Below are 16,520 nucleotides of genomic sequence, written 5' to 3' on the forward strand. Positions count from 1 at the left end.
GGGCCCGCGGGAGACGACGAGGAGATGCCCCATGCCCACGCTGCCCCGCGAGGTGGCCGGCCCCGTACCCGGAGCCGGCGCGCCGCATCCGCCCCGGCAACCCGACCTCGTGCAGTTGCTGACGCCCGAGGGCCGGCGCGTCGAGCACCCCGGCTACGCGATCGACGTCTCGCCGGACGAGCTGCGCGGCCTGTACCGCGACCTCGTGCTGGTCCGCCGCTGGGACACCGAGGCGACCGCGCTGCAGCGGCAGGGTGAGCTGGGCCTGTGGGCCTCGCTGCTGGGCCAGGAGGCGGCCCAGGTCGGCGCCGGGCACGCGCTCGCGGCCGGCGACATGGCCTTCCCCACCTACCGGGAGCACGGCGTCGCCTGGGTGCGCGGGGTCGACCCGCTGCACGTGATGAGCCTGTTCCGCGGCGTGGACAACGGCGGCTGGGACCCGGTGGCGACCGGCTTCCACCTGTACACGATCGTCATCCCCGCGCAGACGCTGCACGCGACGGGCTACGCGATGGGCGTGCAGCGCGACGGCGCCGAGTCCGCCGTCCTGGCGTTCTTCGGCGACGGGGCGAGCAGCCAGGGCGAGGTCAACGAGGCGATGATCTGGGCCGCCTCCTTCGCGGCGCCGGTCGTCTTCTTCTGCCAGAACAACCAGTACGCGATCAGCGCGCCGACCGAGCGGCAGTCGCGGGTGCCGCTGTACCAGCGGGCGGCCGGCTTCGGCTTTCCCGGCGTGCGGGTCGACGGCAACGACGTGCTCGCCGTCCTGGCCGTGACCCGGGCGGCCCTGGCCGCGGCCCGCGAAGGCCAGGGCCCGACGCTCGTCGAGGCGTTCACCTACCGCATGGGCGCGCACACCACCTCCGACGACCCCACCCGCTACCGGCTGGCCGACGAGCTCGAGGAGTGGGCGCTGCGCGATCCGATCGTCCGCCTGCGGCTCCACCTCGCGGAGGAGGGGCTGGCCGACGAGGCGTTCCTCGCCGGGGTGGACGCCGAGGCCGACGACCTCGCTGCCCGGATCCGCAGCGGGACGATCTCGATGGAGCCGCCCCCGGCGGTGAGCATGTTCGACGCCGTCTACGCCGAGCAGACCGCGCCCCTGGCGGCCCAGCGGGCGGAGTTCGAGGCCTACCGGTCCACGTTCGAGGGGGCGGGGCAGGAATGAGCACCGAGACGCTCACGATGGGCAAGGCGCTGAACCTCGGGCTGCGCCGGGCGATGGAGGACGACGCCAAGGTCGTGCTCATGGGCGAGGACATCGGCCGCCTCGGCGGCGTCTTCCGGATCACCGACGGCCTGCAGAAGGACTTCGGCGAGGCCCGTGTCGTCGACACCCCGCTGTCCGAGGCCGGGATCATCGGCACCGCGGTGGGGCTGGCGATGCGCGGCTACCGGCCGGTGTGCGAGATCCAGTTCGACGGCTTCGTCTTCCCCGCCTTCAACCAGCTGGTCACCCAGGTGGCCAAGATGCACGCCCGCACCCGCGGCCGGCTGTCGATGCCGGTCGTCGTCCGCATCCCCTTCGGCGGCGGCATCGGCGCGGTGGAGCACCACAGCGAGAGCCCGGAGGCCTACTTCGCGCACACCCCGGGGCTGAAGGTCGTCGCCGTCAGCAATCCGGTCGACGCGTACTGGGGCATCCAGCAGGCGATCGCGGCGCCCGACCCGGTGATCTTCCTGGAGCCCAAGCGCCGCTACTGGGAGAAGGCCGAGGTCGACCTCGACGCCACCCCGGAGCCGCTGTTCGGCTCGCGGGTGGTCCGCCGCGGGGACGACGTCACCGTGCTCGCCTACGGCCCCATGGTGAAGACGGCGCTGCAGGCCGCGGAGGCCGCGGCGGAGGAGGGCCGATCCCTCGAGGTCGTGGACCTGCGCACGCTCTCCCCGCTCGACCTGGACCCGGTGGTGGCGTCGGTCCGGCGCACCGGTCGCTGCGTCGTCGTCCACGAGGCGCAGGTGACCCTGGGCATGGGCGCGGAGATCGCGGCCCGGGTCACCGAGGCGTGCTTCCACTCCCTGGAGGCGCCGGTGCTGCGGGTCGGCGGCTGGGACGTGCCCTACCCGCCGGCCCGGATGGAGGAGGAGTACCTGCCCGACCTGGACCGGGTGCTCGACGCCGTCGACCGCGCGATGGCCTTCTGATGGGCGCGCTCCGGCAGTTCGCGCTCCCCGACGTCGGCGAGGGCCTCACCGAGGGCGAGATCCTGCAGTGGCTGGTCGCCGTCGGCGACGAGGTGACGGTCAACCAGCCGCTGTGCGAGGTGGAGACCGCCAAGGCCGCCGTCGAGCTCCCCTCGCCGTACGCCGGCACGGTCACCGAGCTGCTGCACGAGGCGGGCGCCACGGTGGACGTCGGCTCGCCGATCGTCACCATCGACGTCGGCGGCGAGGCCGCGGACGGCGGGGGCGCCGCGGACGCGCCCGAGCGGACCGCCAACCTGGTCGGCTACGGGCCGCGGACCACCGAGGCGCGCCGCCGGCCGCGGCGCGGCGCGGGAGCCGTCGCCGCGCTCGCGAGCGCGCCCACCGCCGCGCCCGCCGCCCCGGTGCACGCCGCCGTCCCGGCGGCCGCCCCGGTGCACGCCGCCGTCCCCGCCCGGCCGGCGCCGCACCGCACCGGCCGGCCGCGGCCCCTGGCCAAGCCGCCGGTGCGCAAGCTCGCCCGCGACCTCGGCGTCGACCTGACGCTGCTGGCCGGCAGCGGTCCGGGCGGGGTCATCACGCGGGCGGACGTCGAGACCGCGGCGGCGGACACCGCCCCGGCGCTGTCGGCCGCCCCGGCGGCCGGCGCGGCCGAGCAGCGGATCCCCGTGACGGGCGTCCGCAAGCACACCGCCGCGGCGATGGTGGCCAGCGCGTTCACCGCTCCGCACGTGACCGAGTTCCTCACCGTCGACGTCACCCGCACGATGAAGCTGCGCGGCCGGCTGGCCGCCCGGCCGGAGTTCGCCGGCATCAAGGTCAGCCCGCTGCTGTTCGTCGCGAAGGCGCTGCTGCTCGCGGTCCGCCGGCATCCGATGGTGAACGCCCGCTGGGAGGAGGAGACCCGGGAGATCGTCGTCCCCGGGCACGTGCACCTCGGCATCGCGGCGGCCACGCCGCGCGGGTTGCTGGTGCCGAACGTGAAGGAGGCCGACCGGCTGTCCCTGCCCGACCTGGCGCGCGCCCTCGCCGAGCTCACCGAGACCGCCCGCGCCGGGCGGACCTCGCCGGCCGACATGGCCGGCGGCACCATCACGATCACCAACGTCGGCGTCTTCGGGGTCGACACCGGCACACCCATCCTCAATCCCGGCGAGTCGGCGATCCTCGCCTTCGGCGCGGTGCGGCCGATGCCCTGGGTGCACAAGGGCAAGGTGCGACCGCGCCAGGTCACCACGCTGGCCCTGTCGTTCGACCACCGGGTGGTCGACGGCGAGCTCGGCAGCCGGTTCCTCGCCGACGTGGGCGCGGTGCTGCACGACCCGGCGGCGGCCCTCGCGTACTGACGGGCCGTGACCGAGCTCGCGAGGTTGCTGGCGTTCGCCGCCCGCTCCCGGGTACCCGACGGCGGCTTCGGCCTCCTCGGTGCCGACGGTGCCCTGCTCGACCGGCCGCAGCAGACCTACGTCGTCGCGCGGATGACGCATGTGTTCGGCCTCGCGCACCTGCTCGGCCGCCCGGGCGCGGCGGACCTGGCCCGGCACGGGGTGACCGCGCTGCTCGACGGGCCGCTGCACGACGCCGAGCACGGCGGCTGGCGGTCGGCGGGGGACGACGACCGCAAGACCGCCTACATGCACGCCTTCGTCGTCCTGGCCGGCGCGACGGCGACCACCGCCGGCATCGACGGCGGCCGACGGCTGCTCGGGCAGGCGCTCGCGGTGTGGGACGGCCACTTCCGGGACGACGCCGCGGGCCTGGCCGTCGAGGAGTGGACCCGCGACTGGGCCGCTTGCAGCGACTACCGCGGGATCAACGCCAACATGCACGGCGTCGAGGCCACGCTGGCCGCGGCCGATGCGCTGGCGGGGGAGCAGCCGGAGGCCGCCGCCGGGCTGCGCGTGCGGGCGCTGCGTGCCACCGAGCGGGTGGTGCACGGCTGGGCGCGCGAGCGACGCTGGCGGCTGCCGGAGCACTTCACCGCCGACTGGGCACCGCTGCCGGAGTACGGCCGCGACCGCCCGGCCGATCCGTTCCGGCCCTTCGGCGTCACGGTCGGGCACCAGTTCGAGTGGGCCCGGTTGTGCCTGCACCTGCGGGCCGCCCTCGCCGAGGAGGCCGGGAGCAGGTCGCGCGCGAGAGTCCCGGGGTGGCTGCTGGAGGACGCCGTCGCGCTGTTCGAGGCGGCCGCCGGGCGGGGCTGGGCGGCCGACGGGCATCCGGGCTTTCCGTACACGCTCGACTGGGACGACCGGCCCGTCGTCGGCGCGCGCATGCACTGGGTGCTCTGCGAGGCGATCGCCGCCGCCACGGTGCTCTCCGCCGTGACCGGCGAGGCGCGGTACGGCGATCTCGCCCGGGTCTGGCGTGCGCACGGGGAGGAGCGCTTCGCCGATCCGGCCACGGGGAACTGGCGCCACGAGCTGACCCCGGGCGGAGCGCCCGCGGAGTCCGTGTGGTCCGGCCAGCCCGACGCCTACCACCTGGCGCAGATGCTGCTGCTCGCCGGCCGCCCGGTTCGGGGCAGCCTCGCGGAGGCGCTCCGCTGACCTGCAGATCCGTGTGTCCGGGCCGCTCGGGGCGGGTAGGTGCCACACGACCGATATCCCGAGAACCGAGGAGGCCGTCCGTGGCCAGCGTGCAGGAGTCCGTCGACGTCGACGTCCCTATCCGGGTCGCCTACGACCAGTGGACGCAGTTCGAGTCCTTCCCCCAGTTCATGGGAGGTGTCGAGCGCATCACCCAGACCGACGACACCCACACCCACTGGGTCACCAAGATCGACGGGGTGAAGCGGGAGTTCGACGCCGAGATCACCGAGCAGCACCCCGAGGAGCGCGTGGCCTGGACCAGCACCGGCGGTGAGGCCAAGCACGCCGGCGTGGTCACGTTCCACCGCCTCGACGACACGAAGACGCGCGTCATGATCCAGATCGACTGGGAGCCCGAGGGCCTGGTGGAGAAGGCCGGCGCCGCACTCGGCTTCGACGACCGGCAGATCAAGGCCGACGCCAAGCGGTTCAAGGAGTTCATCGAGAGCCGCGGCACTGAGACCGGTGCCTGGCGCGGCGACGTCTCCCGGCCCGACCAGGCCTGAGTCCGAGCCCGATCGGCCCCGCGAGGGGCCGGACCGACGACGGCGCCCGCTCCCCGCACCGGGGGCGGGCGCCGTCGTCGTCCCCCGGTCGCGGTTTACGCCCATAGGGGTCGAGACCGCCCGAGAGATGAACATCCGTAGGCCTGCAATGGAACACACCTGCGATCCATAGGAATGAACCAGTGCTGAGCTGCTTTACTATGGGTGTATCAGCCGCACGACCCCGGAGAGCAGCATGAGCACCGTGTCCACCTGGCGACAGCGCCGGCAGGCCTCGCGCACCCGCCGAGCCCTCGAGCGCGCCCTCTTCCGGGCCCCCGGCCCCGGCCTGCGGGACGAGTTGCTGACCATCGCGAACGGGCGCTGACGCCCCGCCCCCTCGCGGGGGCGTCGGTGCATCGCGTGGACGACAGGGCGGCCGCGGCTTCGGGTCCGCGCCGTCTCACCCCCCAGGGGTGGACAAGGCGCGCGCCGGCCGGCCGGTGGCGTCACCCCGTCGGCCTCCCCCGCAGGGGTCGGTCGGGCTCAACCGCGGGGGCGGGCGTGCCGATGGGGAACGGGTGAGGACACCCGACCGCGGCGGACGGCTCCGGCCGGGGCGTCGGCGCAGCACTCCCCCGTCGGCCCCCGCGCCCGCGGGCACGACGGCGCAGCGCCTGACCGCACTCGAGGCGGCGGCCGCGGGGCTCTCCTCCGGCGCGGAGCCGGCCGTCGCCCTGACCGACCTCCTGGCGCACGCCGCCCGGGCGCTCCCCGGCGCCGCCCTGCTGCTCGCGGTCACCCCGGCCGGGGGCGAGGCCGTGCTGTCACGGGCGGTCGGCCTGCCGGAGGAGCAGGTGGCCGGCCTGGCCGCCGTCCTCGTGTCCGGCAGCGCTCCCGCGGCGGGGGCCGTCGTCGTCGACGTCGTCTCCGGCCGTCGCTGGCACGGCCGCGTGGCAGCCCTGCCCGGTCCGGCCGCGACGGCGGCCGCCTCGGCGGAGGCCGGTCCGGACGCCGACCCCGACCCGCTCGCCGGCGCCGGCGGCGTGCTGGCCGCCTATGCCGGGCTGGTCGCCGCCGTGCTCGAGCGCTGGACCGCCGGCGAGGAGGCGCGCCGCGAGGCCGCCCGCGCCGAGACCCTGCTGACCCTGGCGGCCGCCCTGGCCGCCGCGCCCAATGCCACCGCGGTCTGCGCCGCGGCGGCCGAGGCGCTCCCCGCCGTCGTCGGCTGCGACCGGATCGGGCTCCTGCTGTGGGAGACCGGCGCCGGCCGGCTGCGCGCCGTGGCGGGCCAGACCTCGCCCGAGGGGCTGCCGCTGGAGCTCTACGCGGAGGAGACGCCGGAGCTGGTGGGCATGCTCACCGACCGCCGTCCCCGGGTGCTGCGCTGGGAGACGTGCAGCCCCGCGATGCGGGACCTGCTCGGCGCCGGCGGGGTCACCGACGCGCTCGCCGTCCCCCTCATGGCCGGCGGGGCCTTCCTCGGCGTCGTCACGGCCGCCTGGCCGGCCGGCAGCGCGCCCGCCGCGCCGGAGGGCGAGCAGCTCGACCGGCTCCGGGGTGCGGCCGACCAGGTCGCCGTCGCGCTGGACCGGCTCCGGCTGGCCGACAGCCTCCACCACCAGGCCACCCACGACCCCCTGACGGGCCTGCCCAACCGGGAGTTGCTGCGCCAGCGGCTGGAGTCGGCGCTGACGACGGTCCGCGCCGATCAGCACGTCGGCGTCCTCTGCTGCGACCTCGACGGCTTCGCCGCGGTCAACGACGAGCACGGTGGGCAGGCCGGCGACGAGCTCCTGCGGCAGGTGGCCGCGCGGCTGCGCGCCGCCGTCCGTCCCGGGGACACCATCGCCCGGCTGGGCGCCGACGAGTTCGCCGTCGTCCTGCCGGGGCTGGGCGCCGCCGCGGACGTCGAGGCCGTGCTGGCCCGGGTCCGGGCGTGCTTCACCGAGCCCTTCCGCCTGGCCCGCCGCCCCGTTCCGGTCGGCTGCGCCGTCGGGGTGGCCGTGCACTCGGGGGAGTGGGGTGTGGCCGACGACCTGCTCCGCGCCGCCCGCGCCGACCGCCGCTGAGGCAGGACCCCGGCCCCGCAACCCCGCGCAGCCCCCGGGCGGGCCTCCGGCCCCGGGCCCGGGGCCGTCCGACGCTCCCCTCAGTCCCGTAGGCGGGCCCGCAGCGCCGCCTGCTCCCCGGGCCCGAAGCCGTTCGCCGTCAGCCAGCCGACCGGGCCGCCGTACCGCTCGTCGAGCAGGGCGAGCACCCGCTCCATCGTCTCGGCGCGGGGGGTGTGCGAGGCGACGTCCCGCCGCTCCATGTCCTCGGCGTAGGTGGACGAGGCGGCGAGCTTGGCCACGAGGGCGTCGATGACCTCGGCCGTCATCGCGTAGTCGGCCACGATCTCCTCGTGCGGCACGCCGGCCACCGCCAGGGAGAAGGCCACGATGACGCCGGTGCGGTCCTTGCCGGCCGCGCAGTGCACGACCGAGGCGCCGTCCGCGGCCGCGAGGGCCCGCAGCGCCCCGACGACGTTCTCCGGCCGGTGCTCGAGGTAGCCGAGGTAGGAGCGGACGGCCGGCGGCTCCCCCTGGTCGGCGCCCCCCACCTGGCGCGGCAGCAGCGACTCCAGCCAGCCGCCCGGCACCTCGGGCAGCTCGGCCTCCTCGGCGGCGAAGACGTCGGTGTGGTGGCCGCGCTCGGGCAGCAGGCTGAAGTGCCGGTGGGTGACCTCGGACAGGTCGCGCAGGGGGCCACGCCCCTCCATCAGCACCTCGGCGATGCTGCGCAGGTCGATGACCTCGCGCAGCCCGACCTGCTGCACCAGCCGGTGGACGTCGGTCGCGCTGAGAGTCTGCAGGTTGTCGCTGCGCAGGACGCGCCCTGGCCGCGTCGTCCCGCCGTCGGTGGTGGGCAGCCCGCCCAGGTCGCGGGTGTTGGTGGTCCCCTCGAGGGTCAGCCAGCGGTCGGTTTGCACGGAGCGGGAGGTCACGCCCCGACGGTACGGCGGGGAGATGACATCCCGGCAGGCGCGCGGCACCGTGCGGGCGAAGCCGTCGCTCAGGTGCCGGCCGGCTCCCCCGGGATGGTGAACAGCGGGGCCCAGGCCTCGTCGGGCCCGACCGGGAACAGCGTTCCGGGGGCCTGGCCCCGGCTGGCCCACCGCGCCTCGTACGGCAGACCGTCGAGGAGCACGCGGTCGCCGCGCTGGTAGAGGACGTCCGGGCTCCACGGGGTGGTGACGTCGGAAACGGTCGGCACCGGCGCCGGCGCCGCCTCGGAGGTGGTCACGGCGCCGAGCAGCGTCCAGGGAGACGGGGTGCCGGTGACGCCGGGCGTGGACGGGTCCACCCCGGTGGCGTACCAGCGGGCCTCGTAGACGTGGCCGCGCCAGACCACCTTGTAGCCCGTCGGGTACCGGCCCTCGGGCCGCCAGACCGGGTAGGGGCTCGTGGCCGGGTCGTCGACGACGGTGCCCCGGACGGGCTCGGGGTCCACGTCGCTGATCCGGACGTCGGTCCCGTCGTCGCCCAGGCCGGCGAACGCGGCCACGAAGGCCAGCGGCTCCTGGTCGACGCCGCTGCAGGTGTTGGAGAGGACCGCGACGGAGGCGAAGCTCGCGCTGCACGCGGTGTCCCGGTTCAGGGACCACAGCGAGATCCGGCCGAGGCCGTGGGCGCGGGCGAAGGAGGCCAGCCCCTCGGCGTCGGCGAGGCCGAAGACCTCACCGGGGACGTCGTTCTGGCCGATCATGGGCGTCGCGCCGACGCGGGCCCAGGCCTCGCCGGCCCCGAGGGTGGTGCCCCGCTCGGCGTACAGCTCCGTCACCTGCCCCACCGTGGCCGTGACGGCCTGCTCCGTGGCGTCGAGCATCGTCTGCGTCGCGGGCTTGGCCGCGCCGTAGTCCATCGTCATCACGTTGACGCCGGTCAGCTCCAGGTCCCCGGCCAGGGTGGTCCGCACGAGGTCGACGGCGTCGGCGGTCAGGCCGCCGGGGGCGACGGGCAGGGTGAGCCAGACGTCGAGCGGCGACCCGGCGTCCGCCCGCTCGCGCTGCACGGCGGCCAGGGCGGTGGCGCGGCGCGCCGCGGCGGCCTGGTCGGCCAGGGCGGTCCCCTCGATGTCCAGGTCGACCGCGGAGAGGTCGTAGCGCTCGACGACCTCGCGGTAGGCGGCGGTGAGGTCGTCGACGTCGGCGCAGGCCACCGCGAGCTCCTCGTTCGCCTGGCCCCCGAGACTGACCATGACGTCGCCGCCGGCGGACCGCAGCTGCGCGATCCGGCGGTCGAGCTCGAGATCGGTGCCGGCCTCCTCCAGGGAGTAGTAGCCGCCCCAGCTCGGCGCGCAGCCGTCCGCGGGGTCGGCGACGACGAACGCCAGCGCCACCGTGCGCGCCGGGTTGGCCGCGGGGTCCTGGAACGGGAACGTCGGGGTCAGGGTCACGTCGACGTAGGGGACGCTCCAGGACGTCGACGCGGTGTCCCCGGCGGCCGGGGTGCGGTCGAGGGAGACCACCGCGCCGGTCGTGGCCAGGCCGACGACCCCCACGAGCAGTCCCAGCCGGCGCCACGAGAGCCGGCGGACCACCGACGGCTCGTCGGCACCCGGATCGCCGGGCGGGGTGGGGGGCGGTGCGCCCATGCGAGGGACTCGCTTCCGTCGGTGCAGCGGGGTCCGGGCCGCGGATGACCGAGGCAGCCCTCCCCGGAGAGTGCCCGGGATCGGGCCGGTGTGGCCCCCGGCCGGGGCCCGGTCTCCCTCCAAGGGGTGATCGCCGGTCCCGCGCGCTCGGGAACGGCGCCGCGATGACGGAAGGTCGTCCGGGGCCGGGTCTGCTTCCTTCCGCCCTCCCATGCGGCGAACACGAAGGCGGATCCCGATGCGACGCGACACCCCCGACCTGCGCGGGCCGGCCACGAGGCGGCAGTGGGGCAGCGATCGTCGCCGTGAGCCGCTCCCGCTGGTGCCGCCGCGGGTCTCCGACGGCCGGATGGCGATCGGCCGGATGGCGATCGTGCTCACCGTCACCACGTGGGCCGTCTACGTCGCCTTCACGATCGAGCAGCAGTTCATCGAGGGCAAGGCCGACAGCGCGCGCCTGGTGATCGAGGCGATCGTCTACCTGCTGCTGGTGACCGGGCTGGCCACCTCGGCGATGGCCTACCTGATCACCCGGATCGGCTTCTTCTACCGCAGCCGCGCCCACACCCGGGCCCCCCGCGTCGTCCTCGACGCCTTCTTCGACTCCCCGGCCGCCCCGATGACCGTGCTGGTCCCCTCGTACCAGGAGGACGAGCGGGTCATCCGGACGACGCTGCTGTCCGCCGCGCTCCAGGAGTACCCCGAGCTGGACGTCGTCCTGCTCATCGACGACCCGCAGGACCCGACGACGGCGAGGGCCCGCTCGCTGCTGGCCGACGCGCGGGCCCTCCCCGGCATCATCGAGCGCGAGCTGGCGGTTCCGGCGAGCCGCTTCCGCGCCGCCCGGGACGCCTTCCGGCGCGCGGTCGACGACGGGTCGGGGCGCGCCGCCACGACCGAGGACATCCGCGAGCTGGCCGGCCACTACCGGTTCGCGGTGGAGTGGCTGCACGACCTGGCCGCCCGCCACGTCGTGATCGACCACACCGACGTCTTCTTCACCGAGCACGTGCTCGGCGCCCTGGCCGCGGACCTCGCCACCGTCGGCGAGGCCCTGGCCGCCGGCGCCGAGGAGGGCATCGTGCTGCCGGCCGAGCGCCTGCAGCAGCTCCACCGCCGGCTGGTGTCCACCTTCTCGGCCCGGGTCACGAGCTTCGAGCGCAAGCGCTACCGGTCGCTGTCGCACGAGCCGAACAAGGCGATGAACCTCAACAGCTACATGGGGCTCATGGGCGGCAGCTTCCAGGAGGTGGAGACGCCGATGGGGCGGGCGCTGGTCCCGTCCTCGGTGCGCGCCGCCGACCTGGTGGTCGCCGATCCGGCGTTCGTGCTCACCCTGGACGCCGACAGCATGCTGCTGCCCGAGTACGCGGCGCGGATGGTGCACCTGCTCGAGCAGAGCGCGCACGCGCGGGTCGCCGTCGCGCAGACCCCGTACAGCTCGTTCCCGGGAGCGGCGACGCGCCTCGAGCGCATCTCGGGGGCCTCGACCGACCTGCAGCACATCGTCCACCAGGGGATGACCCAGTACGACGCCACCTTCTGGGTCGGTGCCAACGCCGTCCTGCGCAAGAAGGCGCTCGACGACATCGTCGAGATCGACTATGACGGGGACTTCGAGATCCGGCGCTACATCCAGGACCGCACGGTCATCGAGGACACCGAGTCGACGATCGACCTGGGCGTGCACGGCTGGGAGCTGGTCAACTACCCGGAGCGGCTGGCCTACTCGGCGACCCCGCCGGACTTCGGCTCCCTGTGCATCCAGCGCCAGCGCTGGGCCAACGGCGGCCTGCTGATCCTGCCGAAGCTGCGCGAGCAGGTGCGGGCCCGCCGGGCGCGCGGCGAGCGCAACCGCTTCGGCGAGCTCTTCCTGCGCGTCAACTACATGGCGTCCATCGCGTGGAGCTCGGTCTGCCTGCTGACGATGCTCGTCTACCCGTTCAACTCCGCGCTGCTCAACCCGCTGCTGCTGCTCGTCTCGATCCCGTACTTCCTGGTGATGGCGGGTGACCTGCGCGCCACCGGCTACCGGCGGACCGACGTGCTGCGGATCTACGGGTTCAACCTGGTCCTGCTCCCGGTCAACCTGTCCGGCTCCTTCGCCTCGGTGCTCCAGCTGATCACCGGGGAGAAGAGCGCCTTCAAGCGCACCCCGAAGATCCGCGACCGGACGACGGCGGGGGCGGTGTTCATCCTCGCCCCGCTCGCGCTGATCGGGCTGTGCGTCTACGCCGTCGTCGTCGACATCCAGGGCCAGCGCTGGTCGCACCTGGTCTTCGCGCTGCTCAACGGCGTGCTGACCAGCTACGCCATGATCGCGTTCGTGGGGCTGGGCAACAGCGCCGTCGACCTGTGGGTGCACCTGCGCGACTGGCTGTTCCCCCCGGTGGACGCGCAGCGTGCCCGGCGCACCCGCCGGGCCCGGCGGTCCTCGGGCCGGCGCGCGGCCGTGGTGAGCGGGGCGGCGGCACCCGCCCCGGCGCCGGACTGGGCCTCGGTGCTGCAGTACGGCCTCCCCGGCACCGGCACCGGCACCGGCACCGGCACCGGTGACGGGGACGGCGCGGCCGCGACCCCGGCCGTCGGGCAGCACCGCGCCGCGGCGGCGCTGCCGGCCCGCGACGACAGCGCCGTCGTGGCCACCTTCCGCGATTTCATCTTCTTCACCGTCTTCCAGCCCATCGTCGACCTGGCGGACGGCGAGCCGGTGGGCTACGAGGCGCTGTGCCGGTTCGCCGACGGCCGGTCGCCGCAGGACCGGCTCGACGCCGCCACCTACCGCGGGGTCGGCGTGGACCTCGACGGCGCGATGATGCGCGCCTCGCTCGCCGCGGCCGCCTCCCTGCCCGAGGGGGCCTGGGTGTCGGTGAACGTGTCGGGCGCCCTGTGGGACGCCCGGCGGATGCTGTTCTCGATCCTCGGCCAGGCGACCGCGCCGGTGGTGCTCGAGTCCGGCCCGTGGGCCGAGGGGCGCGGGCTCGCGCCCGCCGACGTGCCGGTCGGCGTGCGGGCGGCGCTCGAGGACCCGCTGGTCGGGTACGGGAGCTTCAGCGCGATCGAGGAGCACCGGCCCGCCTTCCTCAAGCTCGGCCGGGAGACGACCGCCGGCATCGAGGACGACGCGGCACGACGGGCCCTCCTCAGCGCCCTCGTGTCGTTCGCCGAGGAGCGCGGATGCCAGGTGATCGCCTCCGGCGTGGAGACCGAGTCCGAGCGGGACGCCCTCCGGTCCTGTGGCGTCCCCCTGGGGCAGGGGTACTTCCTCGGCCTCCCGGCCCCCGCGCCGAGCGGGAACCGCCCGGTCGTGGAGGCCACCCCGGCGGGCGGCTGATCCGCCGCGCGAGCCCCGCGCACCCGCCGGTGCCCCCGCCGGTCACGACGGCGTCGGCAGGCTCTCCAGCAGACCGGCGCAGACGTCGAGCAGGCGCCCGCGCAGGCCCGCGGCCCGGTCGGCGAGCGCCCGCTGCCTGCGCACGTACTCGGCCTTGCCCTCCGGCGTCTCGACCGCCACCGCCGGCCGGCCGTAGGCACTCAGGTCGTACGGGGACGCCTGCATGTCCAGCAGCCGGACGTCGAGGGCGAGGGCGAAGCAGTCCAGCGCCAGCTCGCCGGGCACCGCGGGGCCCAGCTTCAGCGACCACTTGTGCAGGTCCATGCCGGCGTGCAGGCAGCCTGGCTGCTCCAGCTCGACCTGGGTGGCCCGGGTGGGCTGCAGCGCGTTGCGCCCCGCCGCCGCGGGGGTGAAGAACCGGAAGGCGTCGTAGTGGCTGCACCGGACGGGGTGGGACTCGACGACGGCGTCCGTGCCCGCCTGCCCGAGCCGCAGCGGCAGGGCGTGGCGCCGGTCGTCGGCCCGGTAGACCATCGCCCACTCGTGCAGGCCGAAGCAGCCGGTGAACGCGGGCCGCCCCGCGGTGGCGGCGAGCAGGTCGGCGACGAAGCGGACGGTGTCGCCGCGGTCGGCGAGGAAGGCGGAGGCGTCCAGCGCCACGGTGCCGTCCGGCGCGCCGGCGTACCAGCGGCCGCCGCCGTGCGGGGCGGGCGTCCCGGCGTCGGGCAGCAGCGCCACCCCCACGCCCGGGTGCCAGCGGCGCAGCAGCGCCGGGCGGGTGTCGTAGTAGGTGTAGAGGAAGTCCTCGACGGCGTGCTTCTCGCCGCCGGCCCGGCGGTCCCGGTGGCCCGCGGTGAGGGCGTCGGCGCGGTCGGCGTGGCGCGCGGCGCGGTGCCGCCACTCGGCCGGCGGGAGGGATTCGGGCACGGGTCGAGCGTAGGCAGCGCGGCGCCGGGGCGATGTGCGCGGGCGGCGGGATCCTCGGGATCGGACGCGCCTTCCGCGCACATCACCGGGGCGGATCAGGACGCGTCGTTGCCCCCGCGGACCACCGACTCGTCGCGCTGCGCCTCGTCGTCGGTGGTCAGGGTGGTGTCCCGCTCCCCGCGGTCGCTCGGGTTGTCGCCGGTCTTCCCGTCGATCAGGTTCTCGCTGCTGTCGGCGGTGTCCGGGGACTCGCCGTAGCCGGTGCTCGGGGACTCGCTCACGTCGTCTCCTCCTGTGGGGTGCTGGACCGTCCATGCCCGCCCCGGGAGTCCGCACACACGGCGGCGGCCGCCTCCCCGCGAGGGGAGACGGCCGCCGGCGACGTGCTGGAGACGCCTCAGAAGGCGGCCTCGTCGACCTCCATGAGGGAGTTGTCGGTCGCCTCGACGATGGCCCGCTCGCCGGACAGGTGCGGCAGCACCTGGGTGGCGAAGAAGCGCGTGGCGGCCAGCTTGCCCTCGTAGAAGTGCCGGTCGCGCTCGGCGACCTCGCCGGCCAGGGCGGCCAGGGCCACCTCGGACTGCCGGATCAGCAGCCAGGCGGTCACCAGGTCGCCGACGGCCAGCAGCAGCCGGGAGGAGTTCTGACCGATCTTGTAGACGTTGGTCATGTCCTCCTGGGAGGCGGTCAGGTGACCGAACATCGCCGTGAGCATGGCCTGGACCTCGCCGAGCGCGGTCTTGAGGTGGGCCCGCTCCTCCTTGAGCCGGCCGTTGCCCGTCTCCGCGTCGATGGTGGCCTGGATCTGGCCGGCCAGCCAGGTCAGGGCGACCCCGCCGTCCTTGACGATCTTGCGGAAGAAGAAGTCCTGGCCCTGGATCGCCGTCGTCCCCTCGTAGAGGGTGTCGATCTTGGAATCCCGGATGTACTGCTCGATCGGGTAGTCCTGCAGGAAGCCCGAGCCCCCGAGGGTCTGCAGCGACTCGGCGGTGAGCAGCTGGGTTGCCCGCTCGGAGCCGAAGCCCTTCACGATCGGCAGCAGCAGGTCGTTGACGCGCTCGGCGAGCTGCGCCTCCTCGCCGTCGCCCTGGCCGGCGGCCTGGGCCTCCATGACCTGGTCGCGGAAGCTCGCCGCGTACAGGTACAACGCCCGCATGCCCTCGGCGTAGGACTTCTGCAGCATCAGCGAGCGGCGGACGTCGGGGTGGTGGGTGATGGTCACCCGGGGGGCGTCCTTGGCGGTGGCCGCCAGGTCGGCGCCCTGCACGCGGTTCTTGGCGTAGTCGAGGGCGACCTGGTAGCCGGCCGACAGGGTGGCGATCGCCTTGGTGCCGACGAACATGCGGGCGTACTCGATGATCTTGAACATCTGGGCGATGCCGTCGTGCACGTCGCCGACCAGCCAGCCCTTGGCGGGCACCGGCCCGTCGCCGAACGTGACCTCGCAGGTCGTGGAGACCTTCAGGCCCATCTTCTTCTCGACGTTGGTCACGTAGACGCCGTTGCGCTCGCCCAGCTCGCCGGTCTCGACGTCGACGTGGAACTTGGGGACGACGAACAGGGACAGGCCCTTGGTGCCCGGCTTCGCGCCCTCGGGGCGGGCCAGCACCAGGTGGATGATGTTGTCCGAGAGGTCGTGCTCGGCCGAGGTGATGAACCGCTTCACGCCCTCGATGTGCCACGAGCCGTCGGGCTGCTCCACGGCCTTGGTCCGGCCGGCGCCGACGTCGGAGCCGGCGTCGGGCTCGGTGAGCACCATCGTGGCGCCCCACTGGCGGTCGATCATCAGCTGCGCGAGCTTCTTCTGCTCCGCGTTGCCCACCTCGTCGAGGACCGTGGCGAAGCTCGGGCCCGAGCCGTACATGAAGACGGCCGGGTTGGCGCCGAGGATCATCTCGTAGGCCGCCCAGCGCAGCGGCACGGGAGCGCCGAAGCCGCCGAGCTCCTCGGGCAGGTCGAGGCGGTACCACTCGCCGTCGTTCAGCGCCCGCACGGACTTCTTGAACGACTCGGGCAGGACGACGGAGTTCGTCGCGGGGTCGAAGACCGGGGGATTGCGGTCGGCGTCGGTGAACGACTCCGCGATCGGACCCTCGGCGAGCCGGCGGATCTCGGCGAGCACGCCGCGCGCGGTCTCCGCGTCCATCTGGGCGAACGGCCCGGTGCCGAACCGGTCCTTGGTGTCGAGGAACTCGAAGAGGTTGAACTCGAGGTCCCGCAGGTTCGCGGTGTAGTGGCTCATGCTCGTGGGCTCCCGTACTCCGTGCCGTGTCGGCGGGTCCGTACCCGCCGGTAACAAACGCTATTACTCGTGGGTAACAACGGCAAGGGCGGAGCATTCCGACACGCTCGGAGGGGTCGCCCTCCCCACGAGGGAGGAGGCGGGCGCGGGCGCGGGCTGAC

General features: G+C 74.8%; 13 protein-coding genes. 8 read left to right on the forward strand and 5 right to left on the reverse strand.

Annotated elements, in window-relative coordinates:
- The first annotated feature begins 31 nt into the window (after positions 1-31).
- From pdhA to BMY88_RS13890, 7 genes are all read left to right on the forward strand, one after another.
- Entirely contained in the window at positions 32-1,168 is a 1,137-nt protein-coding gene (pdhA, locus tag BMY88_RS13865; RefSeq protein WP_091944302.1) for a pyruvate dehydrogenase (acetyl-transferring) E1 component subunit alpha, read from the forward strand.
- On the forward strand, positions 1,165-2,145 hold the full coding sequence (locus BMY88_RS13870) for an alpha-ketoacid dehydrogenase subunit beta (RefSeq protein ID WP_091944305.1): 981 nt from the start codon (positions 1,165-1,167) through the stop codon (positions 2,143-2,145). Before pdhA ends, BMY88_RS13870 begins: the two co-directional genes overlap by 4 nt.
- Positions 2,145-3,491, forward strand: coding sequence for a dihydrolipoamide acetyltransferase family protein (locus tag BMY88_RS13875; RefSeq protein ID WP_091944309.1), 1,347 nt, complete (start codon positions 2,145-2,147; stop codon positions 3,489-3,491). The genes BMY88_RS13870 and BMY88_RS13875 overlap by 1 nt, the downstream gene beginning before the upstream one ends.
- 6 nt (positions 3,492-3,497) lie before the next feature.
- Complete coding sequence (locus BMY88_RS13880; protein ID WP_091944313.1) at positions 3,498-4,694, forward strand: AGE family epimerase/isomerase; 1,197 nt, start codon at positions 3,498-3,500, stop codon at positions 4,692-4,694.
- Positions 4,695-4,774: 80 nt separating this feature from the next.
- Complete coding sequence (locus tag BMY88_RS13885) at positions 4,775-5,242, forward strand: SRPBCC family protein (protein WP_091944316.1); 468 nt, start codon at positions 4,775-4,777, stop codon at positions 5,240-5,242.
- A 235-nt stretch (positions 5,243-5,477) separates the two neighbouring features.
- Positions 5,478-5,609: a hypothetical protein gene (locus BMY88_RS24675; protein ID WP_280138720.1), complete on the forward strand. Its 132-nt coding sequence runs from the start codon at positions 5,478-5,480 to the stop codon at positions 5,607-5,609.
- 193 nt (positions 5,610-5,802) lie between these two features.
- Complete coding sequence (locus BMY88_RS13890) at positions 5,803-7,293, forward strand: sensor domain-containing diguanylate cyclase (protein WP_139220474.1); 1,491 nt, start codon at positions 5,803-5,805, stop codon at positions 7,291-7,293.
- An 80-nt stretch (positions 7,294-7,373) separates the two neighbouring features.
- On the opposite strand, the gene BMY88_RS13895 is transcribed toward BMY88_RS13890, so the two are convergent.
- On the reverse strand, positions 7,374-8,207 hold the full coding sequence (locus BMY88_RS13895; protein ID WP_091944322.1) for a tyrosine-protein phosphatase: 834 nt from the start codon (positions 8,205-8,207) through the stop codon (positions 7,374-7,376).
- Positions 8,208-8,275: 68 nt separating this feature from the next.
- Positions 8,276-9,856 carry a chitinase gene (locus tag BMY88_RS13900; protein WP_170861106.1) on the reverse strand — a complete coding sequence of 527 codons (1,581 nt, stop codon included), beginning with the start codon at positions 9,854-9,856 and terminating at the stop codon, positions 8,276-8,278.
- A gap of 238 nt (positions 9,857-10,094) precedes the next feature.
- Between BMY88_RS13900 and BMY88_RS13905 the strand changes: the two genes are divergently transcribed.
- A complete protein-coding gene (locus BMY88_RS13905) occupies positions 10,095-13,190 on the forward strand; it encodes a glycosyltransferase family 2 protein (RefSeq protein WP_091944328.1) in 3,096 nt (1,031 codons plus the stop codon).
- A gap of 42 nt (positions 13,191-13,232) precedes the next feature.
- On the opposite strand, the gene BMY88_RS13910 is transcribed toward BMY88_RS13905, so the two are convergent.
- From BMY88_RS13910 to BMY88_RS13920, 3 genes are all read right to left on the reverse strand, one after another.
- Positions 13,233-14,117: a 3-methyladenine DNA glycosylase gene (locus BMY88_RS13910; protein WP_091944331.1), complete on the reverse strand. Its 885-nt coding sequence runs from the start codon at positions 14,115-14,117 to the stop codon at positions 13,233-13,235.
- Positions 14,118-14,212: 95 nt separating this feature from the next.
- Positions 14,213-14,398, reverse strand: a complete 186-nt coding sequence (locus BMY88_RS13915; RefSeq protein ID WP_091944333.1) for a hypothetical protein — start codon at positions 14,396-14,398, stop codon at positions 14,213-14,215.
- 116 nt (positions 14,399-14,514) lie between these two features.
- Entirely contained in the window at positions 14,515-16,359 is a 1,845-nt protein-coding gene (locus BMY88_RS13920) for an acyl-CoA dehydrogenase (RefSeq protein WP_091944339.1), read from the reverse strand.
- Between the last annotated feature and the right edge of the window lie 161 nt (positions 16,360-16,520).

The organism is Trujillonella endophytica (assembly GCF_900110555.1).
Lineage (GTDB): Bacteria > Actinomycetota > Actinomycetes > Mycobacteriales > Geodermatophilaceae > Trujillonella > Trujillonella endophytica.